The 26588-nt window shown below is 70.0% G+C and carries 23 protein-coding genes, 1 tRNA gene and 1 pseudogene; 15 read left to right on the forward strand and 10 right to left on the reverse strand.

Going from position 1 to position 26588, the window contains the following annotated elements; genetic code table 11:
• Positions 1-121 precede the first annotated feature (121 nt).
• A complete protein-coding gene (gene ugpC, locus Q0795_RS14580) occupies positions 122-1204 on the reverse strand; it encodes a sn-glycerol-3-phosphate ABC transporter ATP-binding protein UgpC (RefSeq protein ID WP_298890805.1) in 1083 nt (360 codons plus the stop codon).
• 323 nt (positions 1205-1527) lie between these two features.
• Here ugpC and Q0795_RS14585 point away from each other — a divergent pair, with 323 nt between their 5' ends.
• The 5 genes from Q0795_RS14585 (at position 1528) to Q0795_RS14605 (ending at position 8650) form a co-directional block, all read left to right on the forward strand.
• Positions 1528-2874, forward strand: coding sequence for a maltose ABC transporter substrate-binding protein (locus tag Q0795_RS14585; RefSeq protein WP_298890807.1), 1347 nt, complete (start codon positions 1528-1530; stop codon positions 2872-2874).
• Positions 2875-3008: 134 nt separating this feature from the next.
• On the forward strand, positions 3009-4643 hold the full coding sequence (locus tag Q0795_RS14590; protein ID WP_298890809.1) for an ABC transporter permease subunit: 1635 nt from the start codon (positions 3009-3011) through the stop codon (positions 4641-4643).
• Between the two features lies 1 nt (position 4644).
• Positions 4645-5619, forward strand: a complete 975-nt coding sequence (locus Q0795_RS14595; RefSeq protein WP_298890811.1) for a sugar ABC transporter permease — start codon at positions 4645-4647, stop codon at positions 5617-5619.
• The gene (locus tag Q0795_RS14600; RefSeq protein WP_298890813.1) at positions 5616-7583 is read left to right on the forward strand and encodes a glycoside hydrolase family 13 protein; all 1968 of its coding nucleotides are present in this window, start codon (positions 5616-5618) and stop codon (positions 7581-7583) included. Before Q0795_RS14595 ends, Q0795_RS14600 begins: the two co-directional genes overlap by 4 nt.
• Before the next feature lie 17 nt (positions 7584-7600).
• Positions 7601-8650, forward strand: a complete 1050-nt coding sequence (locus tag Q0795_RS14605; protein ID WP_298890861.1) for a LacI family DNA-binding transcriptional regulator — start codon at positions 7601-7603, stop codon at positions 8648-8650.
• Between the two features lie 102 nt (positions 8651-8752).
• On the opposite strand, the gene otsB is transcribed toward Q0795_RS14605, so the two are convergent.
• Positions 8753-9568 (reverse strand): trehalose-phosphatase, encoded by an 816-nt coding sequence (gene otsB, locus Q0795_RS14610; protein WP_298890815.1) that lies wholly within the window; start codon positions 9566-9568, stop codon positions 8753-8755.
• The gene (locus Q0795_RS14615) at positions 9565-11034 is read right to left on the reverse strand and encodes a trehalose-6-phosphate synthase (RefSeq protein ID WP_298890817.1); all 1470 of its coding nucleotides are present in this window, start codon (positions 11032-11034) and stop codon (positions 9565-9567) included. Before Q0795_RS14615 ends, otsB begins: the two co-directional genes overlap by 4 nt.
• A 200-nt stretch (positions 11035-11234) precedes the next feature.
• Here Q0795_RS14615 and Q0795_RS14620 point away from each other — a divergent pair, with 200 nt between their 5' ends.
• The 3 genes from Q0795_RS14620 (at position 11235) to Q0795_RS14630 (ending at position 14596) form a co-directional block, all read left to right on the forward strand.
• Entirely contained in the window at positions 11235-13340 is a 2106-nt protein-coding gene (locus tag Q0795_RS14620) for a serine/threonine-protein kinase (RefSeq protein WP_298890819.1), read from the forward strand.
• Between the two features lie 162 nt (positions 13341-13502).
• Entirely contained in the window at positions 13503-14480 is a 978-nt protein-coding gene (locus Q0795_RS14625) for a transglycosylase family protein (RefSeq protein ID WP_298890821.1), read from the forward strand.
• Between the two features lie 43 nt (positions 14481-14523).
• A tRNA-Thr gene (locus tag Q0795_RS14630) sits at positions 14524-14596 on the forward strand.
• Between the two features lie 339 nt (positions 14597-14935).
• Here Q0795_RS14630 and Q0795_RS14635 read toward each other — a convergent pair.
• The 5 genes from Q0795_RS14635 to Q0795_RS14655 form a co-directional block, all read right to left on the reverse strand.
• Positions 14936-15145, reverse strand: a complete 210-nt coding sequence (locus Q0795_RS14635) for a hypothetical protein (RefSeq protein WP_298890823.1) — start codon at positions 15143-15145, stop codon at positions 14936-14938.
• Between the two features lie 351 nt (positions 15146-15496).
• Entirely contained in the window at positions 15497-16576 is a 1080-nt protein-coding gene (locus Q0795_RS14640) for a YihY/virulence factor BrkB family protein (RefSeq protein WP_298890825.1), read from the reverse strand.
• Positions 16573-16902 carry a DUF3618 domain-containing protein gene (locus Q0795_RS14645; RefSeq protein WP_298890827.1) on the reverse strand — a complete coding sequence of 110 codons (330 nt, stop codon included), beginning with the start codon at positions 16900-16902 and terminating at the stop codon, positions 16573-16575. Before Q0795_RS14645 ends, Q0795_RS14640 begins: the two co-directional genes overlap by 4 nt.
• Positions 16899-17309, reverse strand: coding sequence for a phage holin family protein (locus Q0795_RS14650; RefSeq protein WP_298890829.1), 411 nt, complete (start codon positions 17307-17309; stop codon positions 16899-16901). Before Q0795_RS14650 ends, Q0795_RS14645 begins: the two co-directional genes overlap by 4 nt.
• The gene (locus Q0795_RS14655; RefSeq protein WP_298890832.1) at positions 17302-17592 is read right to left on the reverse strand and encodes a hypothetical protein; all 291 of its coding nucleotides are present in this window, start codon (positions 17590-17592) and stop codon (positions 17302-17304) included. The genes Q0795_RS14650 and Q0795_RS14655 overlap by 8 nt, the downstream gene beginning before the upstream one ends.
• 158 nt (positions 17593-17750) lie before the next feature.
• Between Q0795_RS14655 and Q0795_RS14660 the strand changes: the two genes are divergently transcribed.
• The 4 genes from Q0795_RS14660 (at position 17751) to Q0795_RS14675 (ending at position 20872) form a co-directional block, all read left to right on the forward strand.
• Positions 17751-18032: a DUF4235 domain-containing protein gene (locus Q0795_RS14660; RefSeq protein WP_298890833.1), complete on the forward strand. Its 282-nt coding sequence runs from the start codon at positions 17751-17753 to the stop codon at positions 18030-18032.
• Positions 18033-18098: 66 nt separating this feature from the next.
• On the forward strand, positions 18099-18821 hold the full coding sequence (locus Q0795_RS14665) for a TetR/AcrR family transcriptional regulator C-terminal domain-containing protein (RefSeq protein WP_083518626.1): 723 nt from the start codon (positions 18099-18101) through the stop codon (positions 18819-18821).
• Positions 18822-19109: 288 nt separating this feature from the next.
• Positions 19110-19871, forward strand: coding sequence for a hypothetical protein (locus tag Q0795_RS14670; RefSeq protein ID WP_298890836.1), 762 nt, complete (start codon positions 19110-19112; stop codon positions 19869-19871).
• Positions 19872-20029: 158 nt separating this feature from the next.
• The gene (locus Q0795_RS14675; RefSeq protein ID WP_298890839.1) at positions 20030-20872 is read left to right on the forward strand and encodes a PRC and DUF2382 domain-containing protein; all 843 of its coding nucleotides are present in this window, start codon (positions 20030-20032) and stop codon (positions 20870-20872) included.
• An 869-nt stretch (positions 20873-21741) separates the two neighbouring features.
• Here the strand turns inward: Q0795_RS14675 and Q0795_RS14680 are convergent.
• The gene (locus tag Q0795_RS14680) at positions 21742-22458 is read right to left on the reverse strand and encodes an ABC transporter ATP-binding protein (protein ID WP_298890841.1); all 717 of its coding nucleotides are present in this window, start codon (positions 22456-22458) and stop codon (positions 21742-21744) included.
• Positions 22455-23546, reverse strand: coding sequence for an FtsX-like permease family protein (locus Q0795_RS14685; protein WP_298890862.1), 1092 nt, complete (start codon positions 23544-23546; stop codon positions 22455-22457). The genes Q0795_RS14680 and Q0795_RS14685 overlap by 4 nt, the downstream gene beginning before the upstream one ends.
• Positions 23547-23696: 150 nt before the next feature.
• Between Q0795_RS14685 and Q0795_RS14690 the strand changes: the two genes are divergently transcribed.
• From Q0795_RS14690 to Q0795_RS14700, 3 genes and pseudogenes are all read left to right on the forward strand, one after another.
• Entirely contained in the window at positions 23697-24893 is a 1197-nt protein-coding gene (locus Q0795_RS14690; RefSeq protein ID WP_298890844.1) for a sensor histidine kinase, read from the forward strand.
• Positions 24890-25510, forward strand: coding sequence for a response regulator transcription factor (locus Q0795_RS14695; protein WP_151525398.1), 621 nt, complete (start codon positions 24890-24892; stop codon positions 25508-25510). The genes Q0795_RS14690 and Q0795_RS14695 overlap by 4 nt, the downstream gene beginning before the upstream one ends.
• 90 nt (positions 25511-25600) lie before the next feature.
• Positions 25601-26514 (forward strand): annotated as a pseudogene (locus Q0795_RS14700) (IS3 family transposase); the annotation flags it as partial.
• Positions 26515-26588 lie beyond the last annotated feature (74 nt).

The raw sequence follows: 26588 nt of genomic DNA on the forward strand, positions 1-26588 counted from the left end.
AACCATTCGCGGCGCACGGTGGGGAGGGGGGCGGACGCGGCGAGGCCGCCTGCCCCGGGTGGGACAGGCGGCCTCGGTATGCCGTGCGCTTGCCGGGCGCCCTCGGCGCGTCGCAGGTCGCTCAGCCGCTGATGCGCTCGCCGGACTCGGCGTTGAAGAGGTGCACGTGGTCGCCCTTGGGGGTGAAGTGCACGATCTCGCCCTTCTTCGGCGGGGTGCGGCCGTCGACGCGGGCGATGAACGGCTTGTCCGTCGGCCCGGCGCCCGGCAGCTCGCCGTAGATGTAGGCGTCGGCGCCGAGCTCCTCGACGACGTCGATCTCGATCGGCAGGCCGCGGCCCGAGTCGGACAGGTCGACGTCCTCCGGGCGGACGCCGAGCACGAGCTCGTTGCCGGCCTTGGCGAGGATGTCGCGCTCCACCGGGTGCACGTAGTCACCCAGCTTGATGCCGCCGTCGGCGACCGGCACGGTCATGAGGTTCATGGCCGGGGAGCCGATGAAGCCGGCGACGAAGACGTTGTTCGGGTGGTCGTACATGTGCCGCGGGCTGTCGCACTGCTGCAGGATGCCGTCCTTGAGGACCGCCACGCGGTCGCCCATCGTCATGGCCTCGACCTGGTCGTGGGTGACGTAGACGGTGGTGACACCGAGGCGACGCTGCAGCGAGGCGATCTGCGTGCGGGTCTGCACCCGCAGCTTGGCGTCGAGGTTGGACAGCGGCTCGTCCATGAGGAACACCTGCGGCTGGCGCACGATGGCGCGGCCCATGGCGACGCGCTGACGCTGACCACCGGAGAGCGCCTTCGGCTTGCGCTCGAGGTAGGCCTCCAGGTCGAGGATCTTGGCCGCCTCCTCGACGCGCTCGCGGATCTCGCTCTTGGACTTGCCGGCGATCTTCAGCGCGAAGCCCATGTTGTCGGCCACGCTCATGTGCGGGTAGAGCGCGTAGTTCTGGAAGACCATCGCGACGTCGCGGTCCTTGGGCGGCATGTGGGTGACGTCTCGGTCACCGATGAGGATGCGACCGCCGTTGACCTCCTCCAGACCTGCGAGCATGCGCAGGGAGGTGGACTTGCCGCAGCCCGAGGGGCCGACGAGGACGAGGAACTCGCCGTCGGCGATCTCGATCTCGAGCTCGTCGACGGAGGGGGTGTCCGCCCCCGGGTAGATGCGCGTGGCCTTGTCGTAGGTCACCGTTGCCATGATGCAGCTCCTTCACCGGCAGGTACGTGCCGGACGATCCGTTGTAAAGGACGGACCCGGCGTCGGGCGACGCTGGGTCATCGCCGGGCGGCGAGGTGGCGGTGGTATGCCGTCAACAGGCGCCGTTGCCGGTGACGCGCGTCACGTTAGCAGATCGTGACCTGCCGATCTCTTGCAAGTTCTTGCAAAGCCGGGGGGAGTACTTGCATACTGACGTCATCGGTCGACGACCACCCACCTCGGGTGGACGACGAACCGCGGCATCGTCGCCGCTCCTCGAGCAGCGCCGGGCCGGTGACCTCACCACTGTTCGAAGGAGAACCATGAAGCGCACCACCGGTGCTGTAGCCATCACCAGCGCGGCGGCGCTGCTGCTGTCCGCCTGCGGCGGCGACTCCGGCGAGGAGACCGCCGACCAGGGCTCGTCCGCCGAGGAGACCGCCGCCGAGGACGACGCGGCCGCCGAGGACGAGGACGCCGCCGACGAGGAGGCCGCGGGTGACGAGGCCGCCTCCACCGAGGCCCCCGTCCGCGACGAGAACGCCGAGCTCGTCATCTGGTCCGACGACGTCCGCGCCCCCATCCTCACCGAGTGGGCCGAGCAGTTCGGCGAGGAGTACGGCATCACCACGCAGGTCCAGGTCGCGACCGACGTGCGCCAGCAGTTCAAGGACGCCGCCAACGTCGACCAGGGTCCGGACATCGTCGTCGGCGCCCACGACTGGCTGGGCGAGTTCGTCCAGAACGGCATCGTCGAGCCCGTCCAGATGTCCTCCGACACCCAGGCCCTCTTCACCGAGGACTCGCTGGAGGCCACGAAGTACGACGGCCAGATCTACGGCGTGCCCTACGCCACCGAGTCCCTGGGCCTCATCCGCAACACCGCCCTGGCCCCCGACGCCCCGGCCTCCATGGAGGAGCTGGCCGCCTTCGGCAACGAGCTCGTGGACGCCGGCGACGCCGACCAGGCCTTCGTCACCCCGGTCAGTAACGTCGGCGACGCCTACCACGCCTTTCCCTATCTCTCGGCCTACGGCGGTGGCATCTTCGGCACCAACTCCGACGGCGGCTGGGACCCGGACAACGTCATCGTCGGCTCGGAGGAGTCGATCCAGGGCGGCGAGAAGATCGCCTGGATGGCCGAGGAGGGTCTGCTCAACGTCAACGTCGACTTCCCGACCATGGAGTCGCTGTTCGCCGAGGGCCGCACGCCCTACATGGTGGCCGGCCCGTGGGCGATCCCGAACGTCGAGGGAGCCGAGATCGAGTACGCGATCGACCCGATCCCGGACTTCGAGGACGGCGGCGAGACCGTGCCGTTCCTCGGGGTCCAGATGTTCTACGTCGCCGCCGGCGCGCAGAACCCCACGCTGGCGCAGGAGTTCGTCAACACCTACGTCACCACCGAGGACATGCAGCTGGCGCTCTTCGAGGCCGGCCAGCGTCCGCCGGCCCTGCAGTCGGCGCTGGACACCGTCTCGGCGGACGACGAGGACATCGCGGCCTGGTCGGCCGCCGGCGAGGGTGCCTCGCCGATGCCGAACATCCCCGCGATGAACGCCGTGTGGCAGCCCCTGGGCCAGGCCACCTCGGACATCGTCGGTGGCTCGGACCCCGCTGAGCGCCTCGAGGCCGCTCAGGAGGAGATCGTCTCCAACATCGGCCGCTGAGCCGGTCCCTCATCCCTCGGCCCGGCGGCGCGGACGCTGTCCCGCCGCCGGGCCGAGGCCCCCAGCACGACCCCTAACGCCACGCCTCAGAGCACCCACGACGGCCGACGGCCTCAGTTCAGAGAGGGACGATGATGTCCGAGACACGGAGCAGCGAGGTCGATGCTGCGCTGCAGAACCTCGAGCCGACCGGGGAGCACCTCGAGTTCAGCTCGCGCACCCCGTTGTGGGTGCAGGTCGTCAAGTGGGGGCTGATCCTGCTGACGGTCGCGGTGCTGGGCTGGATGGCCCAGCAGGTCATCGAGGCCGGCTACTGGCTCATGGTCTCGCTCATCGGGTTCATCGCCGTGTGCGTCATCGCGGTCTACGCCACCAGGCGGGCCATCCCCGCGAAGTACCTCTTCCCCGGCGTCCTGCTCATGCTGCTGCTGCAGATCTGGCCGCTGCTCTACACCGTGCAGATCTCGTTCACCAACTTCGGTGACGGCCACATCAGCACCAAGGAGGAGGCGGTCGCCTCCATCGTGTCGAACTCGGTGCGCGAGGTCGAGGGCAGCAGCCGGTATGCCCTGAACATCGCCGTCCCGGAGGGCACCGACGTCGCCACCGGAGACCTCGCCTACCTGCTGACCGACGCGGAGGGCACCTACTACGTCGGCACCATCGACGGCCTGGAGGAGCTGCCGGCCGACGGGGTCGAGGCCGGCCCGACGGGCCGCATCATCTCGGCCCCCGGCTGGACCGCGCTGACCCCGCAGCAGGTCAACGACCGCTCCGACGACCTGGCCGACTTCGGGGTGCCGGTCTTCGACGACGCGGGGGAGCAGACGGCCGGCATCCGGCAGGTGGGCCTGTCCGAGGCCTTCATCGGCACCCCGACACGGGTCTACGACGAGGAGGCCGACACCATCACCGACACGGTGACGGGCACGGTCTACGTCGCGGAGGACGCCAACTTCGTCCCGCAGGACGGCGAGGGAGCGGCGCTGCCCCAGGGGTGGCGGGAGTTCGTCGGCTTCGAGAACTACACCGACGCCTTCACCAACCCCACCCTGCGCGAGGGCCTGACCAAGGTCTTCGTCTGGAACGTCTTCTTCGCGGCGTTCACCGTCGTCGCCACCTTCCTGCTCGGCATGGCGATCGCCCTGCTCATGAATGACGAGCGGCTCAAGGGGAAGGGGGTCTACCGCTCGATCCTCATCCTCCCCTACGCCCTCCCGATCTACGTCACGGCGCTGGTCTGGGCCTCGATGTTCAACCAGGACTTCGGCCTCATCAACAACCTCTTCGGGCTGGACATCAACTGGCTCGGCAGCGCCTGGTGGGCGCGGATCGCCGTGCTCATCACCAACCTGTGGCTGGGCTTCCCCTACTGGTTCATCGTCTGCACCGGGGCCCTGCAGGCCATCCCCAGCGACGTCAAGGAGGCGGCCGCCATCGACGGCGCCGGTGCCTTCGCCACGGTCAGGAGGGTCATCATGCCGCTGCTGCTCGTCGCGGTCGGCCCGCTGATGATCGCGTCCTTCGCCTTCAACTTCAACAACTTCGGGCTCATCTGGCTGCTCACCGAGGGCGGGCCGTTCGTCGGCGGGCAGAGCTCCATCGGCTCCACCGACCTGCTCATCACGCTGGCCTACCGGCTGGCCCTGGGCGGGGCCGCCCCCAACTTCGGCTTCGCCTCGGCCATCTCGGTGATCATCTTCTTCCTGGTGGCCACCATCAGCTACTTCGGCTTCACCCGTACCGCGGCGCTCGAGGACGTGAACTGACATGACTTCTCCCCAGGACCCCACCAGCAGCACCCTCGGGTCGGTCGACGCCCACGGCAGCGACCAGGCCCGTGGCGGCCGGCTCGGCACGGCCTCCGCCGACGTCTACACCGTCACCCGGAAGTCCCGGCGCGCGTCCTTCCGGGCCGTGTGGTGGCGACACGCGCTGGCCCTCCTCGCGCTGGCCTTCGCCCTCTTCCCGATCATCTTCATCGTGTCCTCCGCGTTCAACAACGCGGGCACCCTGTCGACGTCCGGGCTGCTCCCGACCCGGTTCGGGCTGCGCAACTTCGACGCCCTGTTCAACGACGCCGCCCGGCCCTACTGGACGTGGTACAAGAACTCGCTCATCATCTGCGGGGTCGCCACCGTGGCGACCCTCGTCCTGGGGGCGGCGGCGGCCTACGCCTTCTCCCGGCTGCGGTGGACGGGTCGGCGCTTCGGGCTGCTCTTCATCCTCCTGGTGCAGATGTTCCCGGCGCTCCTGGCGTTCGTCGCGCTCTACATCACCTTCGCCACGGTCGGCGAGGTCATCCCGCAGATCGGTCTGAACACCCTGTGGGGCCTGCTGCTGGTCTACCTGGGCGGGGCGATGGGCGCGAACATCTGGCTGTTCAAGGGCTACTTCGACACCATCCCCAAGGAGCTGGACGAGGCCGCCAAGATCGACGGTGCCAGCCACGCCCGGGTGTTCTTCACCATCATCCTCCCGCTGGTGACACCCATCCTCGCGACCGTCGGCATCCTCGCCTTCGTCGGCCTGTGGGGCGAGTTCCTGCTGGCCAGCATCTTCCTCACCGACGCCGAGAACCAGACCCTGGCGGTGGGCCTCTACGCGACCCGCAACGCCGACCAGAACCGCTACTTCGGCCAGTTCGTGGCAGGAGCCCTGCTCGCCTCGCTGCCGGTCGTGCTGGTCTACCTCAGCCTTCAGCGCCTGCTCATCGGCGGCATGACCGCGGGTTCGGTCAAGTGAGCCGGGCGGTCGATCCTCACCACGACGGGTCACCGCTCTACGTCAGCGACCAGCACCCCGCGCCCGGCGCGGTGGTGCGGGTGCGGGTGCGGGTGCCGCGCGCCGCGGCGGTCTCCGCCGTGCACGTGCGCACCACCCCGGACGGCGAGCAGTTCTTCACCGACGCGCGCGTGGTGCACCGGACCGAGGACGAGGACTGGTGGCAGGGCGAGGTCACCTGCCACAACCCGGTGACGACCTACCGCTTCCTCCTCCAGGGAGAGGACGACGAGTCCGGGGGGAGGGCGGGGAGCGGAGCCCCCCGCCGGTCGGCATACCGCTGGCTCAACGGCACCGGCGTGCACCTGCGCGACGTGCCCGACACCAGCGACTTCCGCCTGGTCACCCACACACCGCCGCCGGACTGGGCGCAGCGCGTCGTCGTCTACCAGGTCTTCCCCGACCGCTTCGCGCGCGACGCCGCGGTGGAGCCGGTCGGCGACCCGGGCGGCCCCCGCACCGACCTGCCCGACTGGGCCGTCCCGGCGCGCTGGGACGACCCGGTGGCGACCGGGCGGGGGGACAACCCGGCCCAGGTCTTCGGCGGCACCCTCGACGGCGCCCGGGAGCGGCTGGACCACCTCGTCGACCTCGGCGCCGACGTGCTCTACCTCACCCCCGTCTTCCCGGCCCGCTCCAACCACCGCTACGACGCCTCGACCTTCGAGGCGGTCGACCCGGTGCTCGGCGGCGACGCGGCCCTGCTGCGGCTGCAGGAGGCGGCGCACGAGCGCGGCATACGCGTCATGGGCGACATCACCACCAACCACACCGGCGACGCGCACGAGTGGTATGCCGCCGCGCGCCAGGACCCGGAGGGCGAGTTCGCGTCGTGGTACGTCCGTGACGACGGCCGTCCGGGGGAGTGGGTGACGTGGCTGGGCGTGGAGAGCCTGCCCAAGCTGGACCACGCCAACCCGGCCCTGCGGGCGCGGCTGACCGAGGGGCCGGGGTCGGTCATCGAGCGGTGGCTGGGTGAGGGGCACGGCTTCGACGCCTGGCGGGTCGACGTCGCCAACATGACCGGGCGCTACAAGGGCAGCGACCTCACCCACCAGGTGGCGCGGGAGACGCGGGCCGCGGTGGACCGGGCGACCGGCGGGCAGGGGCTGCTCATCGCGGAGCACACCCACGACCACAGCCGGGACGTCGACGGCGACGGGTGGCACGGGGTGATGAACTACTCCGGCTTCACCCGGCCGGTGTGGACCTGGCTGCGGGCGGCCGACTTCGCGCCGAAGTTCCTGGGCAGCCCCCTGCAGGTGCCCCGGCTCGGGGCCGAGCTGGTCGCCGAGACGATGCGCGACTTCTGCTCGATCGTGTCCTGGCGGGCGTGGACCCACTCGATGACCCTCGTCGGCTCGCACGACACCACCCGTGTGCGCACCCTCGTCGGCGACGACGTGGAGCAGGTCCGGGTGGCGGCGGGGCTGCTGCTGACGCTGCCCGGGATCCCGATGATCACCTACGGCGACGAGATCGGGATGCCGGGCGACTTCGGGGAGGACGGCCGACGGCCGATGCCCTGGGGGTCCCGCGAGACCGACGACGGGCTGTGGGACGCGACCCTCACCGCGCACTACCGCCAGCTCATCGCCCTGCGGCACGACTGCCCGGCGCTCTGGGGCGGCGGGATGCGGTGGCTCTATGCCGAGGGTGACGTCATGGTCTTCCTGCGGGAGCACCCGGAGCAGACGGCCCTCGTGCACGTCGCGCGGGCGGCCCACGACGACGTCGAGATCCCGACCACCCAGGTGGCCGGGGCAGGGGCCGCGCAGGGCCGGACACCGCTGACCGCGGGGCTCGACGTGACCGGGAGCGTGCTGCGGCTGAGCGCGACCGGCCCGACCGTGCAGGTGTGGACCTGGGCGACCGACGCACCGGCCTGGGAGCCGGTGCCCGAGACCTACCGAGGTGGTTGGTGAGCAGCACATCCGTCCCCGTGCGCTCCGGTGCGGGTGAGGGCTCGGTCGGCTCGCGCGGCCGCCTCGCCGACCTCGCGGCCTACGCCGGGGTGAGTGAGGCGACGGTCAGCCGGGTGCTCAACGACAAGCCGGGCGTGGCGGTGGCGACCCGTCAGGCCGTGCTCACCGCGGTCGACGTCCTCGGCTACGAGCGGCCCAGCAAGCTCTCCCGTAACAGCGCCGGCCTGGTCGGGCTCATCACCCCCGAGCTCACCAACCCGGTCTTCCCGATGTTCGCGCAGTCGATCGAGACGCAGATGGCGGCGGCCGGCTTCACCCCGGTGCTGTGCACGCAGACGCCCGGCGGGGTGCACGAGGACGAGTACGTCCAGATGCTGCTGGACCGTGGCGTCTCGGCCATCGTCTTCGTCAGCGGCTACCACGCCGACTCCCGCGCCGCCGTCGACCGATACACCGCGCTGCGCGAGCGGGGACTGCCGATCGCCCTGGTCAACGGCTACCGCGAGGGCATCGACGCGACCTTCATCAGCCACGACGACCACGCCTCCATGCGGCTGGCGGTGCGGCACCTGCGCGACCTGGGGCATACCCGCATCGGCTTCGCGACCGGGCCCGCGCGCTACGTCCCCGTGCAGCGGCGGATCGAGGGCTTCCGCGCGGCGATGGCCGACCTCGACGGCCACGACGGGGTGGCCCTCGACGAGCTCATCTGCACGACGCTCTTCTCGGTCGAGGGCGGTGCGGCGGCCGGGCGCCAGCTCATCGAGGCCGGGGCGACCGGCATCGTGTGCGGCTCGGACGTCATGGCGCTCGGCGTCATGCGCGCGGCGCAGCAGCTGGGGCTGAGCGTGCCGGGGGACCTGTCGGTCGTCGGCGGTGACGACGTGCCCTTCATGACCTTCGTCGACCCGCCGCTCACGACGGTGCGCATGGACGTCATGGGGATGGCGGCGGCCGCGGTCACGGCGGTGCTCGAGGAGATCGCGGGCGAGCCGGTGGACCGGCGGGAGTACCTCTTCGACCCTGAGCTCATCCTGCGGGAGTCGACGGGGCCGGTCCGGCGCTGAGGCCGGCGCACCGCGCGGTCGGTGGGCAACCATTCACGGCGCTCGGTGGGCCGGTGGGCAACCATTCACGACGCTCGGTGGGTCGGGTCCGGGGGGCGGGCCTCAGCGCGCGGTGGCCTCGCGGCGGGCGAAGAGCAGCGCCTCGAGCAGCGCGACCATGGCCTGCTCGTCCGCGACCCGGAAGCGGGCCTGCGTGTCGCCGTCGCCGACGTGGACGGTCAGCCGCCGCGCCGCACGCCCGGCGTCCGCGTCGTCGGCCAGGGCCTCGAAGCCGTGCTCGTCGGTGAGGTCGTCACCGGCGTAGAACACCGCCTGAGCCCCCAGCTCGTCGGCCAGCGCCACGAGCGCGACGCCCTTGCCGACGTGGGCGACCGCGAGCTCGACGACGCCCTTGCCGGGCGTCACCTCCAGCGAGGTATGCCGTGCCCCCAGCTCCCGCGCGGCGTCGAGGGCGGCCTGCGCCTCGTCGTCGGGCAGGCCGCGGGTGTGCACGACGCGGCCGGCCGGCTTGTCCTCGACCCGCAGTCCCGGGTGCTCCTCGCGCAGCGCCGCCAGCTCCTCGTCGAGGGTCCTCAGCAGCGCCTGCTGGTCGTCGTCCAGCGCCAGGCCGCTCTCGCCGCGGGAGTCCTCGGCGCCGTGGCTGCCGATGAGCACGAGCGGGCCGTCGTGGCCTGCGCCGGAGAGCTCGCCCAGCGGCGCGAGCGCCCGCCCGCTGACCAGGGCGACCGTCGTCCCGGGGAGGTCGGCGAGCGAGGTGAGGGCCGGCATACCTCCCTCGACCGGGCGGGAGTCCATGGGGTCCACCACGAGCGGCGCCAGGACCCCGTCGAAGTCGGTGGCGACCAGCACCCGGTCGTGGGCGGCGAAGTCGGCGAGCGCCGCGACGAGGGCTGCGTCGAGCTCCGGCGAGCCGCTCACGCCTCGCCCCTGGTGCCGCTGCGCGACGGCCGCTCCGGCGCCGACTCCAGGCTGCTGAGGAAGTCCTGCGCCCACGTCTGCACGTCGTGCTTGCGCACGCGACGGCGCAGCGCCTTCATCCGGCGCTCCTTCTCGGCCGGCTCGTCGCTGATCGCGCGCAGGATCGTCTCCTTGAGCCCGGTGATGTCGTGCGGGTTGCACAGGTAGGCCTGCGGCATCTCCTGCGCGGCCCCGGTGAACTCGGACAGGACGAGGGCACCCTTGCCGTCGTGGCGGGCGGTGACGTACTCCTTGGCCACGAGGTTCATCCCGTCGCGCAGCGGGGTGATGAGCATGACATCGGCGACCTGGTAGAGCGCGGCCATCTCCTCGCGCGGGTAGGACTGGTGCAGGTAGTGGATGGCGGTCGCGCCGAGGTGCGAGACGTCGCCGTTGATCCGGCCCACGGTCCCCTCGATCTGCTCGCGCAGGGTGCGGTATGCCTCCACCCGCTCCCGGCTCGGGGTCGCCACCTGGATGAAGGTCACCTCGTCGGGGGAGATGGAGCCCTCGTCGTAGAGCTCACCGATCGCGCGCAGGCGGTGCCGGATCCCCTTGGTGTAGTCGAGCCGGTCCACGCCGAGGAGCACGACGTCGGGGTTGCCGAGCGAGGCGCGGATCTCCTCGGCGCGCTCCTGGACGGCCTCGGAGTCGGCCAGCTCGCGCAGGCCGGCGGCATCGATGGAGATGGGGACGGCGGCCGCCCGTACCGTGCGGGGGGCGCCGCCGAGGCGGTCGTCGTCGGCCCCGGACCACTCGATCTTCTCGCCCTTGGTCGTGGCCCCGAGGACGGCCCGGCAGGAGCGACCGAAGTTGCGGGCGTCGTCGGGGCGCTGGAAGCCGAGGAAGTCGGCGCCGAGCAGGCCGCGCAGGATGCTGGAGCGCCACGGCAGCTGGGCGAACAGCTCCACCGGGGGGAAGGGGATGTGGTTGAACCAGCCGATCCGCAGGTCGGGGCGCCGGTCGCGCACCAGGGCGGGGACCAGCTGCAGCTGGTAGTCGTGGATCCACACGGTCGCGCCCTCGGCGGCGACCTCGCACACCGCCTCGGCGAAGCGCTGGTTGATCTCGCGGTAGCAGGTCCACCAGGAGCGGTGGAACGTCGGCGGGACGATGACGTCGTGGTAGAGCGGCCACAGGGTGTCGTTGGAGAAACCCTCGTAGTAGTCGGAGAGCTCCTTGGTCGACAGCGGCACCGGGTGCAGCCGCAGCTTGCCCTCGTCGAAGGGCTCGGGGGCCTCGCCGGGGAAGCCGGCCCACCCCACCCACGCGGCGCTGCCCTCCCAGTTGCGCATCACCGAGTCCATGGCGGTCACCAGGCCACCGGGGGCCGTGCGCCACTCGGTGCTGCCGTCGGGGTTGGTGTGCTGGTCCACCGGCAGCCGGTTCGCCGCGATGACGAAGTCGTACCTGGCGCTCGAGCCCATCGACATACCTCCAGGTGCGTGGTTCTGTGGTCGTGGTCAGCCTACGAGGTGCGCGGACAGCACGCCGGGGGAACCGCGCCCCACTCTCGCACGTTCTCTCCCGGAGCCGCCCCGGACGGCGGTGGACCCTCGTGCCTGCGCCACACCGGGGTCGCCCGCCAGACATCTGAGATCCAGGAAGACCCCCTACCGTGGAGTACGTGACCACCGAGATGCCGCGCTCGAGCCACCCGGACGTGACCCGCCCGGTGCCCTCCGGCGGCGGCTCCGCGGACACCCAGCAGATCGTCGTCCCCCGGCGCCTGGGCCCGTGGACGCTGCAGGAGCGCATCGGCGAGGGGGGTATGGGCGTCGTCTGGCGGGCGAGCGACGAGCGCGGTCGCGAGGTCGCCATCAAGGTGCTGCGCAGCCACATCGCGCACGACGACGGCGCGCGCGAGAGGCTGCGTCGCGAGGTGCACACCCTGGCGCGGGTCCACCACCCGCGGGTGGCGGCCGTCATCGACGCCGACGTCGACGGGCCGGCGCCCTACATCGTCACCGAGTACGTCCCCGGGCGACCGCTCGACGTGGTCATCGAGGAGCGCGGCGGTCTTGGCCGGGAGCCGCTGCTGCGGTTGGCCCGGGGGCTGGCCGACGCGCTGCAGGCGATCCACGGGGTGGGCATCGTGCACCGGGACCTCAAGCCGGGCAACGTGCTGCTGGTGGGGGAGGGCGAGCAGCTGGACCCGGTCGTCATCGACTTCGGCATCGCCCAGGTGGCCGACGACGTACGGCTCACCTCGACCGGGCTGGTCATGGGCACACCGGGCTATCTCTCGCCCGAGCTCGTCGACGGCGGCGACATCACCGAGGCGACGGACTGGTGGGGCTGGGCGGCGTGCCTGGCCTTCGCCGCGTCGGGGCACCCGCCGTTCGGGCGCGGGCCGATGACGGTGGTCCTCGACCGGGTCGTGCGGGGGAGGGTGCAGCTGGACGGGGTGGACCCCGAGCTGGCGCCGCTGCTCGCGCTCGCCCTGTCACCGAAGCCCTCCTGGAGGCCGGACGCGCGCGAGGTGCTCGAGGCCGTCGAGCTGTATGCCCGCGGCGAGGACGTCACCGGTGCGTTGCCCCGGGTGCCGCAGGAGTCGGTGGACGGCGGGCCGGACGGGGGGCCGGACGCGACCCAGGTGCAGCGTGCCGCCGGCGCGCCCTCGTGGGCGAAGCCCCCTGTCGGGGTGCCCTCCGCCGGCGTGCCCTCCGCGGACGCGACCCGGGCGACCCCGCAGGGCCCGCAGACCCGGCAGGCGCCGGTGCGCCGCCCCGACCCGACGCGGGCCGCGCCGAGCGGGCCGCAGACGAGGCAGGGGGACGGGCAGGCGGCCGGGGCCTACGCCGGGGCCGCTGGGGCGCATCAGGCGCGGGAGCCCCAGCAGTGGCCGTCGGACCCGCGCGAGGCGCAGCGGTGGGCGCAGAACGGTCAGCCCCCGCGTGCGGGGCAGCGCCGGGCGCAGGGTCCCGGGCCGGACGGCTCTCCCCGGGCCGCCTTCGCCGAGCCCTCGCCGAACCAACCGAGCGCCTACCCTGGCCGCGGCGCGGGGGGTGCGGCCACGGCATACCCCGACGGAGGTGCGGGGGGTGCGGTCACCGCTTACCCCGACGGAGCGGAGCGGCCCAGCCCGCTGGACCCGCACCAGCGGCAGCCGGACCCGCGGATCGGGCGCAGCGCGCGCCGCGGGACCCTGGCCGCGATGCTCGTCGGCTTCACCGCGGTCGCCGCGGCGGCGCCACTGCTCGCCTGGGGGCTGTATGCCGTGTGGGGCGTCGTCGCGCGCACCGTGGACCGGTCGCTGACCGGCCTGGTCCTGCGGAGGCACCAGAGCGGCCCGCGCCCCAGCGACGTGCCGATGGCGGTCATGGCCTCGCCGTGGCACCTGCTGACCGCCACCTTCGCGACGGTGCTCTCGCTGCTGCTGCCACTCGCGATCGCCGGGGTGGTGGCGATGGTCATGTCGGGGCTGCTGACGACCACCGAGCTCGCACCAGGGGTGGGTTTCGCCCACCCGGTGGCCGTGGGCGTTGGCTCGCTCGTCGGTGGCTGGCTCGGCTGGTGGGGGCTCGGGAGCACGTCCCTGCGCCGCGGCTCGCGGACCGTGGTGCGCGGCGCCGTGCCGGCGGGGGTTCCCACGATGGTGCTCGTGACTCTGTGCCTGGCGGGCGGGGCGGGCTTGGCGTACTGGTCGCTGATGGACGGTGACATGGTCTCGTGGTGGCCGCTGCCGGGCGGGGCGAGCCCGCTGGACTACCTGCCGTACGGGGTGCGCTGAGGGCTGCGGCGAGCTGCTGCATACCGTCACATCCGTCCCACAAGATGCATTGCGTCACGTGAGACTCGTCACATTGGGCTTCCCAGGCGTGTCGCCTTGACCTAACGTGGGCCGGGCGCCTCGTCCCAGGCGTCACCCTTGTCCCAGACGGAAGGACCTTCCATGGCCCGCCACGCCCGCCACCGCGCCGCCCGCACGGGTGCCGCCCTGCGTCGAGCCGGCCAGGCCACGCTCGCCGGCACCGCCTCCCTCGCCTCGGTCGGGCTCACCGCCCAGGGTGCTGCGGCCGACGACAACGTGTGGGACCGCGTGGCGGCCTGCGAGTCCACCGGCAACTGGAGCATCAACACCGGCAACGGGTTCTACGGCGGCCTGCAGTTCTGGCACCCGACGTGGAAGGGCTTCGGCGGCCAGGAGTTCGCCGGCTACGCCCACCAGGCGAGCAAGGTCGAGCAGATCACCGTGGCACAGCGGGTGCTGCGGGTGCAGGGCCCGGGGGCCTGGCCGGTGTGCTCGGTGCGCGCGGGGCTGACCATGCAGAACGGGCTCGAGCCCTACCCCGGTGGCGGTTCCCCGGCTCCCAGCCCGGCACCGGACCCCGAGCCCGAGCCGCAGCCCGACCCCACCCCGCCCCCGGGTGAGGCCACCACGTGGACGGTGACCGCCGGCGCCGGCGCGAACATCCGCTCCGGGCCGGGCACGAGCTACGGCGTCATCGGGGGTGCGTCCAAGGGCACCCACTTCCAGGGCGTGGCCAGCAACGGCTGGGTCAAGCTCGACGGGCGCTCGGGGTGGATCAGCGCCAGCATCATGAGCCCGGGCGGCGACAACGGCGGGGGTGGCGGCGGCGGTGGCGGCGCCTCCGACATGGCGCCGCTCGTGGCCGACGGCATCCGCGGGCCGTTGACGACCAAGGCGGTCCAGCGCTGGGTCGGCGTCGCCGAGACCGGCGCGTGGGACACCCGGACCATCAAGGCTGTCCAGGCCAAGGTCGGCACCGGCGTCGACGGCGTGTGGGGCCCGAAGTCGCAGGCCGCGCTGCAGAGCCACATCGGCGTCTCCCGCGACGGCTCGACCTACATGAACCACCGCACCGTCGTCGGCCTGCAGAAGTGGCTCAACAGCAACGTCATCGGCTGAGACGGGTACCATCGACGCGCCGTCCGGCCTTCGGGCCGGACGTGCTGGCGTGGCGCAATTGGTAGCGCACCTGTCTTGTAAATAGGTGGTTGAGGGTTCGAGTCCCTTCGCCAGCTCTGAGATCGCCTGTGGCGCAGGCGATTCGGGCTCTACAGTCTGCACTTCAGTCTGCTGTTCGAAAAACAGGTTAGTCGGCCCGCGCAGGGCCACTGACCTGCGGTTTCGTGATGCAGGGCAGGTCGAGGGTGCTTTGGTCATTCGAGTCGCTGATGCACGTATGCTGCACGCTCGACGGGTGGGGAGCAGCTGTGGTTGCTCCGCTCGGGGGCCCAGCTGCGACGGTTGGGCGCGCTGCGCATCCGTCAGCAGGCAGTTTCCGCCGCCATATGCAGCAGCCCCGTCGCGTTCTGCCCACCGAAGTGCTTTCGGGTTCAGAGTGCGTGGCGCATGTTCGGTCAGAGGGTCGCCAGGAAATGTGACAGGACGAAGCCTGCTGCGGTCGCGAGGGCCACCGTGGGACCTCCCTCCTCGTGCGTCTCCGGCATCAGCGTGTCAGCTAAGGAGGCGAGGACCGCCCCGGCGGCGAAGACGAGGGGCAAAGAGATCGCCTCCGGTGTGGCGCTGGCCAGCGGACCCGCACCCAGGACGGCGGCGGCCGTGGGCAACAGCGCACAGATGGTCCAGGTCGCCAGGACGAAGGTCTTTGTCGGGCCCTGGGCGCGTATCGAAGCGCTGCCCACCAGGGCCTCGGGGGAAGTTTAAGACGAAGATGGCACCGAGCAACGCCTGGCCACCTGTGCCTTGCCGAGTGATATGCCCAGAGCGACATTCTCGGGTACGCCGTCGAGGGTGACCGCGGGCGAAGGCCAGCATCGCGGCCAGCACCGCTTCGGGATCTGGAGATCCCCCGCCAAGGCACCCAGAACGAGCGCGCTGGAGCCGAGCAGGCCGAAAGTCACTGCCTGCGTCACGACTCGCGTCCTTCCCTGCCTGGGCTACCTCAACCGAGTCAGATGTCAGCGGGTCTGGTCGAGGTCGGTGGTGTCCCCGCCGCTGCGGCGCAGGGCCCGGGCCTTGTCCCGGTCCTCCAGCTCCTTCTCCTGCCCCGCGCGGATCTTGGCGTCGTCGCGGGGAGGCAACTGGATGTCCTCCTCGGCCTCGATGCCGGCGATGAGCTGACGGGACCGCTCGAGCTCGGCGTCGACCTCCGCCCCGAGCAGCAGCGCGAGGTTCGTGATCCACAGGTAGAGCAGGAAGATGATCACCCCGGCGAACGAGCCATAGGTCGCGCCGTAACTGGAGAAGTTCGCGATGTAGAAGCCGAACGCGACCGAGATGAGGACCCAGACGAGGATCGCGAACGCCGCCCCGATGCTCAGCCACCGGAACTTCGGCTGCTGGACGTTGGGCGTGCTGTAGTACAGCAGCGCCACGAGCAGCATGACCAGCAGCAGGACCACCGGCCACTTGGCGATCTGCCACACGGTGACCACGGTCGACCCGAGGCCGATCGCCTCGCCGAGCGCCGTCGCGACCGGGCCGGACACGATGAGCATGAGGGCGATGAGCACCACCATGAGCACCATGACCAGGGTGATGAGGAGCATGACCGGGCGCAGCTTCCACACCGGACGCCCCTCTTCGATCTCGTAGACCCGGTTCATCGCGCGGCTGAACGCGGTGACGTACCCCGAGGCCGACCACAACGCGGTGGCCAGACCGATGACCAGCGCCAGCCCGGCACCCGGGGAGGTCGCCAGCGACTGCACCACCGGCTCCAGGGTCGAGGCCCCGGACTCGCCGAGCACGCTGTTCAGCACGGGCATGACCGCGCTGACCACCTGCTGGCTCTGCCCCACCAGCCCCAGCAGCGAGAAGATCGCGATGAGCGCCGGGAAGATGGCCAGCACGGCGTAGTAGGTCAGCGCCGCGGCCAGGTCGGTGCACTCGTCGTCCAGGAACTCCCGGAACGCCTTACCCGCGGTGTACTTCCACGCCGGCCCGGTCAGCTGCGCGGGAGTGTCTGGTTTGTCCGCCCGCTCCGGGTCCGGGGCGTCCGCCTGCGCGGCCCTGTGCTCTGCGGCCCTGGAGCTCACCGCCGCACCCGCCGGGCGACCCCGATGATCAGCACCACTGCGGCCACGGCACCGAGCGCGGGGGCCAGCACGCTGAGCACGTCCCGGTGGTCATCGCTCTGCAGCCGGGTCTTGACCGACTCGACTCTGTCGTGGGTCTGCTTCTTGACCGACTCGACTTTGTGCTGGGCCTGCTTCTTCACGTCCAGGCGTTCGGTGAGCTCGTCGACGGTGTCGCCGAGCTCGGCGCGGTGCCGGGCGATGTCGGCCTCGATCTGCGCCGGGTCGTTGCTGGCCCCGTCCTGGGTGTTGTCGCTGTCGAGGTTCTCGTGTGGTGTGGTGCTCATGACTGGGCGGCCCCCTTGACCTCGGCGATGTCCTGCTTGACGTTGTCCATGGCACGTTCGGGCTTGGCCGGGGTGGCCTCCTGCACGCGCTTCTTGCCCACGAGCGAGACCACGGCCGCCGCCGCGAGCAGCAGCAGCGTCACGATGCCCGCGGCGGCCCACGCGGGCAGCACCAGGGCGAGGGCCAGGATGGCCGTCGTGATCAGGGCGGCGATGCCGAAGAACGCGAGCAGGCCACCGGCACCGAACATGCCCAGGCCGATCCCAGCGGTCTTGGCCTTCACGCTGAGCTCGGCCTGCGCCAGGCGCATCTCGTCCCGGATCAGGGTGCTCGTCTGCTCGGACATCCGGGCGATCAGCTCACCCGTGGACGCGTGGTCGGTGTCCGGGGTGAACCGCTCAGCCACGGGGCCCCTCCAGGTCATCGCCCGCGAGGGCGGTGTCGGTGTCGACCTCCCACGGGTCATCCATGCTGTCCCGGTCGTCGCCCTTGGCGTTGCCCAGCCGGCCCTTGGCCTGCTCGGTCACCTTCCCGGCCTGCTCCTTGGCCTTGTCCGCCTGCTCCTGCACCTTCGGGTGCCCCCACAGCTCCTGCGCCTTCGCGCTGATCTGCTCATACCGTTCCCGGCCCGCCCTGGCGCCCAGGACGTACCCTGCCCCGAACGCGGTCGCCATCATGATCTTGCTCATCGTCTGCTCCTGACTGCAGAGGGGGTGTCGCACGGACCCCGGGCTGGGGCCGCGTCGCCTTGCTGTGGTGCTCAGCAGGCGAATACGGTGTAAACGTACGGCGTAATCAAAAGGCGTGCAAGCGTGTCCCCGGGGGTCCGGGGCAAGACGAGGAAGTGGTGAGGTCAGTGGGCGACAAGATGTGGAGCCTGGCGACGACGGCGGCGGCGATCGGTGGTGGGGTGATGGCCAAGAACGTCATCGAGACGACGTGGAAGTTCATCACCGGCAGCAACTCCCCGAGCAACCCCGAGGACCCGGAGGTGGACTGGGGGGAGGCTGTGGCCTTCGCGCTGGTCTCCGGCGCGGTGGTGCAGCTGGTGCGGGTGTGGATCAACCACAAGTCGACCGAGGCCTACACCAAGCGCAAGGGGCACCTGCCCGAGTCGGTCGCGAGTTGACCGCGAGGGGGACGGCGAGCCGACACGCGGTGCGTGTGACAGGCTGGACGCTCAGGAGGTGTGCCGATGAGCCCAGAGGAGCCGGACGAGGCGCGGTCCACGCGGCCGCCACGCCTCAGCCGTCAGCGCATCGTCGATGCTGGCCTTGCCAGTATCGAGGCTCATGGTGTGGACCAGATGACCATGCGCAGCCTGGGTCGCGACCTGGGGGTTGAGGCGATGGCCCTGTACCGGTACGTCTCCGGGCGGGAAGATCTGCTGGAGGCGGTCGTGGAGAGCCTCCTGGACGGGCTCATCAAGCGCGTGGAGGCCGCGGAGACCACGAGCTGGCAGGAGTACCTGCAGCACGTCGCGCACGAGATCCGCCACATGGCTCTGGCCCACCCCACGGCGTTCCCACTGGTGGTCTCGCGGCACCCGGCGGCGCCCTGGCTGCGACCGCCGCTGCGCGACATCGCCATGGTCGAGCACCTCCTGGCCACCCTGTGCGAGCGAGGCTTCAGCGACGACCAAGCGGTGGACACCTACAAGGCATTCACCAGCTTCCTCGTCGGGTCCCTGCTGCTCGAAGTCTCCACCAAGACCGAGAACGTCGCCGCGGTGGAAGAACCGATGAACGAGGGCAGCGCCGACATACCCGAGCAAGACACGGTAGAAGATGTCGACCTCGGGCAGGCACCGCACGTCGTGCGAATGCGCGACCGACTCAGCCAGGACCACAGCGAGGCCGAGTTCGAGACCGGCCTCGAGAGCCTGCTCAACCGCATCGAGAACACCGTCTCTCACTAGCCCCCGGCCCGGTGGGGAGCGCCCGCGATGGGCACATCGGGCCCACCTGCGGGTCAGGCGGCCAACTGCCCGCTCCTGAGCCCACCCGATGCCTCTGGTCTTTACCACCGCCGAGGTGCGGCGTAACCTGCTGCTGTTTACAGCGTAAGCGGTACGTTCATCCGGTTATGTCAGGCAGGGGTAGGAGGGGTGATGGCAATCGCGTGCAGTGAGGTCGTCCCATCGGTCCGGCCGGCGCGTCCGCGGGTCGCGGTCGTGACGGTGGTCCGGGGCGAGCATCGGGCGCTCTTGGCCCAGGTCGACGGACTGTCCACGAGCACGTGGCCCCCCGACGTCCACGTCACCCTCGCGGTCGCCGATCGCGAGCTGAACCGCAACAAGCTGCCAATACGGTCCGACCGGTGGGAGACCTTCATCGTCCCCGGCAGGGACCTGCGACGAGCTCCCAGGGCCGCCTTCCGCTCCTCGGTGATGCATGCCTGCGACGTGGCGCTGAACGCTGGTGCAGAAGTGGTCGTGTTCGTCGATGTCCGGTGCCTGCCAGGCCGGCGACTGCTGCAGACCTACGCCGAGTACGCCACCAACAGCACCCAGACAACCCCAGTCCTGTGGAGCGCCGCCGAGGCCGTCCAGCTCGACGTACCACCGGGGACCTTGTATCCCGTATCGGGCGGGCTGGGGTCCCTCGTCACATCAACACCGGTCGACGCCCGACCGAGTCCGACGACGGGACCGTCGGTGCCGTGGGCGGAGTCGTTCGCTGTCCGGGCCGGCGACTGGGCGGTCGTGCGCAAGGCGTGGGCCGGCAGGAGGTCACCGGCCGAGGAGCAGCCCGCCATGACATCAAGCTCACGTGAGCCGCACCCCGTGCCCTCCCTGGTCGACGCGATGAAGTCTGTGGGCGGTTCGCACGTTCAGATCCCTGACGACGCGGTGCTGTACCGGCAGCACCCCCGATTTGCCGACACCAGGTACTCCCCGGGGGCACTGCGCCTGCCGGAAAGCACGCTGCCTGAACGCTGCGAGCGGATCGCGGTGGCAGGGTCCTAGGACCCCCTTATCCGCCGTGCGGTGGTTCACGTCGTCCGAGGGCCGAGCGGTTGCATGGTGCCCGTTTGGGTTGCGGCGTCATCGCCGGCGCGCTTACGTTTACGGTGTAAACGGATGGCGCATCAGGGCGCCGGCCACCATCACAAGGAGGTTCCCGCATGTGGAACGAGGAACAGATCCAGTCCCTGCACAACGGCGGTGTGGTCGTCGACCAGGATGGGGAGAAGATCGGCAAGGTCGGCCAGGTCTACCTGGATGACTCGAGCGGTGAGCCCGCGTGGGTGACGGTCAAGACCGGGCTCTTCGGCACCTCGGAGTCTTTCGTGCCCCTGCAGGGTGCCACCGTGCAGGACCAGGAGGTCCGGGTGCCGTACACCAAGGACCAGGTCAAGGACGCCCCCCGGGTCGAGGAGGACGGTCACATCTCGGTGGAGGAGGAGCGCGAGCTGTTCTCCTACTACGGTGGCTGGGACGGCCAGAAGAACGCGAACAACGGCGCACCGGCCACCCGTGACCAGGAAGACACCCGTATAGGCACCACCGGGCGGGCCGACACCGGAACGGGCGTGACCGACGGGACGGATGCCGCCAGGGGTACCGGGCGCGGCACCGGCGACCATGACTCGGACGCGAGCATGGTCCGCTCCGAGGAGCAGTTGCACGTCGGCACCGAGAAGGTCGCCACCGGCAAGGCCCGCCTGCGCAAGTACGTCGTCACCGAGCACGTCACCAAGACCGTCCCCGTCCAGCGCGAGGAGGTCCGCATCGAACGCGAGCCCCTCGACGAGCAGGACCGCGACCGCCTGGCCGGGTCCGACCTGAGCGAAGACGAGCTCGAAGTCACCCTCACTGAGGACCAGGTCGTCGTCGACAAGGAGGTCGTGCCCGTCGAAGAGGTCCGCCTCGACACCGACACCGTCACCGAGGAGCAGCAGGTCACCGACGAGGTCCGCAAGGAGCAGATCGACACCGACCTGCCCGACCAGCACCATAACCACTGACCCCAAATCCCACCCACGTCGGCCCCACCCCGCTCGGGGTGGGGTCGGCGCGTGCGTACCTAGGCATGAGACGCCACACCGCCAGGTCGCCCTGATGCTCTCACCAGGCTCAATCGTGGAGGCGCGGACGCAGAACTGCACGTTCGACTGTCGACGTCGCTCCAAAAGTGGACGATTACGGCGGCGCCGCTACTGTCTACTTTTCAAGCGCCGCCGACACCCGATCTCGCGACGTCGAGACGCTACGCCGACGTGGACGGCGGGGGAGGGGCGAGCGGTCTAGGCTTGCGGAGGACCCAGGGGTGCCGGACGAACTTGGACCGCTGTCCGCCAGGTCGCCCCGGCTGCTGGGTATGCGACTTCCTCTCGCAGGAGATCGGCCCACGTAGCGGTCAAGACGAGTCATGAGGCGCCAGCCATGATGCACGTATGCTGCACGAAACGGCCCGAAAGCCCTTTGTTCGGCTGTTTGTGCAGGTCAGGCCGTTGTGGCTGGGAGTCTTGTAAATGGGTGGTTGAGGGTTCGAGTCCCTTCGCCAGCTCTGAGATCGTCTGTGTCGCAGGCGATTTGGGCTCAGCAGCATCGAGCGTGCTCATCTGTGCGAAAGCAGGTGGGTCCGGCAGCCCGGGCGTCCCTGACCTGCGATTTCGTGACTCAGTACAGCGCGAGGGTACTTGCCCCATTTGAGTTATTTATGCACGTATGCTGCACGCGCGACGGGGCGAGGGCAGGGGCTCAGTCCTCGGGCTTGCAGTGGGGACACCGCACAGTCTTCCAGCATCGCTTAGGTCGACATGGGGGTGTTACCGGTCCATGCAGCGGTCCCCAACTTCCCGATATCCCTATCCTCGTTGCTCGGTCGTCCAGTTCAGCGTGTAAGCGCGCGCCCAGCGACTGGGGTAGTGATACGACCGTCGAGGACCGTGACGAGATCATCCAGGGTGTCGCGGTGCGCGAGGTCGTGGGTGACGAGCAGGGTGGCGGTGTCGCGTTCGTGGGTGAGGCGGGAGATGAGTTCCATGATCTTCGCTCCGCGTTCTTGATCTAGGGCGCTGGTCGGCTCATCAACGAGGAGAACTTCGGGTTCGTGGACGAGGCCCCGGGCGATCGCGACCCGTTGCCGTTGCCCGCCGGAGAGCTGGTGCGTGCGCTTGCCCGCGTGCTCGGTGAGGCCGACGGCGTCGAGGAGTTCGTCGACACGGGCATCGATCTTCGCTCGCTTGTTCCGGCTGGTGCCGCCGCCGAGCCTGGCCATGACCTGCAACTGCTCGCGCGCCGTGAGCGCGGGCAGCAGGTTGGACTGCTGGAACACGATGCCGATGCGCTCACGGCGCAGTTGCGTGGCCTCGTGCTTCGAGAGCTGGGCGGCGTCGGTCATGTCGCTGCCGTTGCCGATGAGAACTCCGCCAGAGTCAGGGCGGAGAAGGGTCGCGGCGACGGCGAGGATGCTGGACTTGCCCGACCCGGAGGGGCCGGTGATGCCGGTGACAGTGCCGTTGTTCCCGCGGAGGGTGGCGTTGTCTACGGCGGTGATGCGGTTCTCCCCATCGGGGAAGGTGAGGGTGACGTTCTGTAGTTGGATCATCGGTTGCTCCCAAGGGCGGTGAGGGGGTCGGCTTTGGTGACGGAGCGCAGCGCGAATGCGGCTCCTGCGAGGCCGAGGACCGCCATCACGACGACTGGGGCGAGAGTGGTGATCGGGCTGATGATGAACGGCAGCGCCTGCCCCGCGAGGGTGCCGAGCCCGATCACGGCGGCGAGGCCGACACCGATCCCGGCGATCAGAACGATGGACGCCTGGCCGAGTGAGTCGCGCACGAGCGACCCGGTGGTCGCACCGAGGGCTTTGAGCACGGCCATGTCACCGGCCCGCTGCATCGTCCAGACCGTGAAGAACGCGCCTACGACGAGGGCGGAGATCCCGAACAGCATCGTGATCATCAGCCCGAGCGACCCGATCTCGGATCGGAACGCCTCCAGGGCGGTCAGACTCGCCAGCGTTGTTTCGGCGACCGTGCCGGTTGCAGCACCTATGGCCTCCCAGTCTGCGTCGGCGGTGACGGCCAGCACCGTCGCTTCGCCTGTGCCGCCGACGCGCTTACTTGCCTCGCTCCACGCCTCTGGGGTCAGGACGATGACCGGGGTGTGGCTGTACCAAAGATCATCGCCGACGACGCTGACGGTGAAATCAGTGCCAGTGATCGAGATCGTGTCACCAGTCTCGACGCCGAGATCATCGGCGGCGCCTGTGGAGACACCGACCTCGTCGTCGCGAACCGGGGCGAGGTCGAACAGCGGGTTCGACTGGGTACCGGGGGCATGCTGCGGCAGCCCGTAGAGCGCAACCCCGGTCGGGTCGTCGGTGTCGCTGGCCGAGGCCCGCGATTGGACGATCCCGATGGGTGTCACCGACTCGACCCCGTCCGCCTGTTCCCATGCTGTGACCGTGTTCTCGTCGAGGGAGGATGTTGCGTAGCTAGGGTCGCTGCTCTCGGGCTGCTGCAGCACGAGACGGTCCCCGGGCAACTGCAGCACAGAGGAGATGTTCTGGGCGGCCAGACCCCCGGTGAGGCCGGAGAGGAAGCCGACGAGCAGGGTGATCAGGGCGACGACGGCCCCGATGAGGAGAAACCGGCCGCGGGCGAACCGCAACTCTCTCCACGCGACGAACACGATGATGCCTTTCCGCTCGCGCACTCTGCCCGAGCTACCCTTCAACCCTCCTTCGCGCAGGCAGGGCCGGGCATCGCCCAAACCGTGGGATTCACGGTCCAACTTTCGGTTGATTGCCGGGCCACACCGCTCGCATAGGCTTGGAGCGTCATGTCGCATTCGACCCTCGCCCCGGTGTTCACCGGTCTCCGGTTCGGCCTGCACACCCTCCTGATCGGGCTCGCGGGCCTCACGGTTGTGCGCGCATACGTCGTCTCCTCGCCGGCTGCGACATGGACGCTGGTCATGGGGATCGCGTTCGTCGCGGTGTATCTCGCCGGTGCATGGGCGGCGCGGATACAAGGCGAATCAGGAGTCTCCCGGCGCGGTTATGCCGTCGGCTGGATCGCCGCGCTCACGCTGTTGTGGGCGGTGCTGACGTGGCTGAGCCCCGAGGGGGCGTACCTCGTCTTCCCGCTTTTCTTCCTCTACCTCCACGTCCTGCCCGGACGTGGAGGGGTCGCGGCGATCGTGGTCACGACCGCGTTCGCGATCCTCGCCCTCGGCCTCCATCTCGGGTTCAGCGTCGGCGGGGTGATCGGCCCACTGGTGGGCGCCGGCGTCGCCCTACTGATCGGGCTCGCCTACCGTGCGCTTCGGCGTCAAGCCGAAGAGCGCGAACGGCTCGTTGCCGAGCTGATCCGCACTCGGCAGCAACTCGCCCAGACCGAACGCGAACAGGGCGCACTGGCGGAGCGCGCCCGGCTCGCTCGTGAAATCCACGACACCGTCGCCCAGGGCCTGTCCTCGATCCAGATGCTGTTGCGTGCCGCTGAGCGCGACACCCCCGAACCCGGTGCCGGGTACGTGCGGCTCGCCCGTGAGACCGCGGCCGACAGCCTCGCCGACACGAGGCAGATCATCCGCGAGCTCACCCCGACCCGCCTCGGCGACGGACTCGCCCCCGCCCTGCACCGCCTCGGTCAGGAACAGTCCGACCGCGCGTCCATCCCAGTCGAGGTGAGTGCCGAGGAACTCGACTTGCCGATGGGAACCCAGATCGCGCTGCTGCGAATTTTTCAGGGCGCGCTCTCGAACACGATCCGCCACGCGAACGCCACCCACATCACCGCCGAACTCACCCGAGACAACGCCACGGTATCTCTGGTGGTACGCGACGACGGGCGCGGCTTTGAGGTGTCCTCCGCGGTCGCCGACTCGCATGAGGCTGACTCTTTCGGGTTGCACGCCATGCGTGAGCGCCTCGAACAACTCGACGGCACCCTCACCATCGCCTCGGCCCCTCAACAGGGCACCACGGTCACCGCGCGACTGCCGCTTCTCACCGGAAGCGAGGCGGCATCGTGATCCGGATCGTGCTTGCCGATGACCACCCCGTCGTTCGCACGGGCTTACGTGCGATGCTCTCAGGCGACCCCGACCTCGACGTAATCGGGGAAGCGGCAACCCCTGACGATGTCGTCGCCCTCGCGAGCGATCTGATACCGGACGTGGTGCTCATGGACTTGCAGTTCGGCACCGACCAGACCGGAGCCGACGCGACCCGCCGCATCCGCGCACTCAACCATCCGCCTGCCGTGCTGGTGCTCACGAACTACGACACCGACAGCGACATCCTTGGCGCCGTCGAAGCCGGGGCCAGCGGCTACCTCCTCAAAGACGCCCCACTCGAGGAGCTCATCGCTGCAATCCGTGCCGCAGCCGCAGGCGAGACCGCCCTCGCCCCCGCGATTGCGGGACGACTGCTCGCCCGGATGCGTTCCCCGCAACCCAACCTCAGCGCCCGCGAGACCGAAGTGCTGCGACTCGTCGCAGACGGCGCGACGAATAACGACATCGCGGCACTACTGCATATCAGCGACGCGACCGTGAAATCACACCTCGTGCACATCTACACCAAGCTCGGCGTCTCCTCCCGCACCGCCGCCGTCGCTTCTGCACGTGACTCGGGCCTACTGCGGTGAAGGCATACCCGGCTTTTTTGCTCGGGCTTTGGGACTGCTGCACAGATAGGTGACACCTGAGCTGCCTAGTCTTCGGGCTGGGCTGGAAGGATGTTCACCGTGACCAAGCCCTACCCCCAGGAGTTCCGCAACGATGTCGTGCGGGTCGCGCGGGAGCGTGAGCCAGGTGTCGGGCTCGACCAGATCGCGAAGGACTTCGGGATCCACTTCACGACGCTGTACTCGTGGATGAAGAAGGCCGACGAGGATTACGAGGGTGGCCGGCCTGGTGCTGCGGTCGCCTCTGCTGAGCTGCGTGAGGCCAAGAAGCGGATCCGGCTTCTCGAGCAGGAGAACGAGGTCCTGCGCCGTGCTGCGGCCTATCTGTCTCAGGCGAACCTGCCGGGGAAATGATGTACCCGCTCGTCCGCGAGCTGGCCGTTGACGGGATTGCCGTCACGGTGACGTGCCGGGTGCTGAAGATCGCTCGACAGCCGTACTACCGGTGGCTGGCCGGCCCGGTCACCGACGCCGACCTCGCCGCGGCGCACCGCGCGAACGCCCTGTTCGATGCCCACCGTGACGACCCCGAGTTCGGGTACCGGTTCCTGGCCGACGAGGCCCGCGACGCCGGCCAGAGCATGAGCGAGCGGACGGCGTGGCGGTTGTGCTCGGACAACGGCTGGTGGTCAGCGTTCGGGAAGAAGCGGGGCAAGAACGGGAGGAAGCCCGGCCCGCCCGTCCATGAGGACCGGTGCGCTGTGAGCGATGAGTTGGGCCAGACCCGGCACGCGTTCACCGCCACGGCACCGAACGAGCTGTGGGTCGGGGACATCACCGAACACCGGACTGGTGAAGGAAAGCTGTACGTCTGCGCGTTCAAGGACGTCTACTCCAACCGGATCGTGGGCTACTCCATCGACTCCCGCATGAAGTCCCGGATCGCGGTCGCCGCACTCAACAACGCCGTCGCCCGCCGCGGGAACGTCACCGGGTGCGTGGTCCACACCGATCGCGGATCTCAAGGCGAAATCAAGCGGTCGTCGCAACACCCCCGTCATGGAGGTGTTGAGTGGTCCGTCGTCAGCAGGCAGCAGAT

The sequence above is a fragment of the uncultured Serinicoccus sp. genome (assembly GCF_947487915.1).
GTDB lineage: Bacteria > Actinomycetota > Actinomycetes > Actinomycetales > Dermatophilaceae > Ornithinicoccus.

Bases quoted from the DNA above. Each gene is read 5' to 3' on its own strand.
- ugpC (WP_298890805.1), bottom strand. From the start codon at position 1,204: ATGGCAACGGTGACCTACGACAAGGCCACGCGCATCTACCCGGGGGCG.
- Q0795_RS14585 (WP_298890807.1), top strand. From the start codon at position 1,528: ATGAAGCGCACCACCGGTGCTGTAGCCATCACCAGCGCGGCGGCGCTG.
- Q0795_RS14590 (WP_298890809.1), top strand. From the start codon at position 3,009: ATGTCCGAGACACGGAGCAGCGAGGTCGATGCTGCGCTGCAGAACCTC.
- Q0795_RS14595 (WP_298890811.1), top strand. From the start codon at position 4,645: ATGACTTCTCCCCAGGACCCCACCAGCAGCACCCTCGGGTCGGTCGAC.
- Q0795_RS14615 (WP_298890817.1), bottom strand. From the start codon at position 11,034: ATGGGCTCGAGCGCCAGGTACGACTTCGTCATCGCGGCGAACCGGCTG.
- Q0795_RS14625 (WP_298890821.1), top strand. From the start codon at position 13,503: ATGGCCCGCCACGCCCGCCACCGCGCCGCCCGCACGGGTGCCGCCCTG.
- Q0795_RS14645 (WP_298890827.1), bottom strand. From the start codon at position 16,902: ATGAGCACCACACCACACGAGAACCTCGACAGCGACAACACCCAGGAC.
- Q0795_RS14655 (WP_298890832.1), bottom strand. From the start codon at position 17,592: ATGAGCAAGATCATGATGGCGACCGCGTTCGGGGCAGGGTACGTCCTG.
- Q0795_RS14665 (WP_083518626.1), top strand. From the start codon at position 18,099: ATGAGCCCAGAGGAGCCGGACGAGGCGCGGTCCACGCGGCCGCCACGC.
- Q0795_RS14675 (WP_298890839.1), top strand. From the start codon at position 20,030: ATGTGGAACGAGGAACAGATCCAGTCCCTGCACAACGGCGGTGTGGTC.
- Q0795_RS14680 (WP_298890841.1), bottom strand. From the start codon at position 22,458: ATGATCCAACTACAGAACGTCACCCTCACCTTCCCCGATGGGGAGAAC.
- Q0795_RS14690 (WP_298890844.1), top strand. From the start codon at position 23,697: ATGTCGCATTCGACCCTCGCCCCGGTGTTCACCGGTCTCCGGTTCGGC.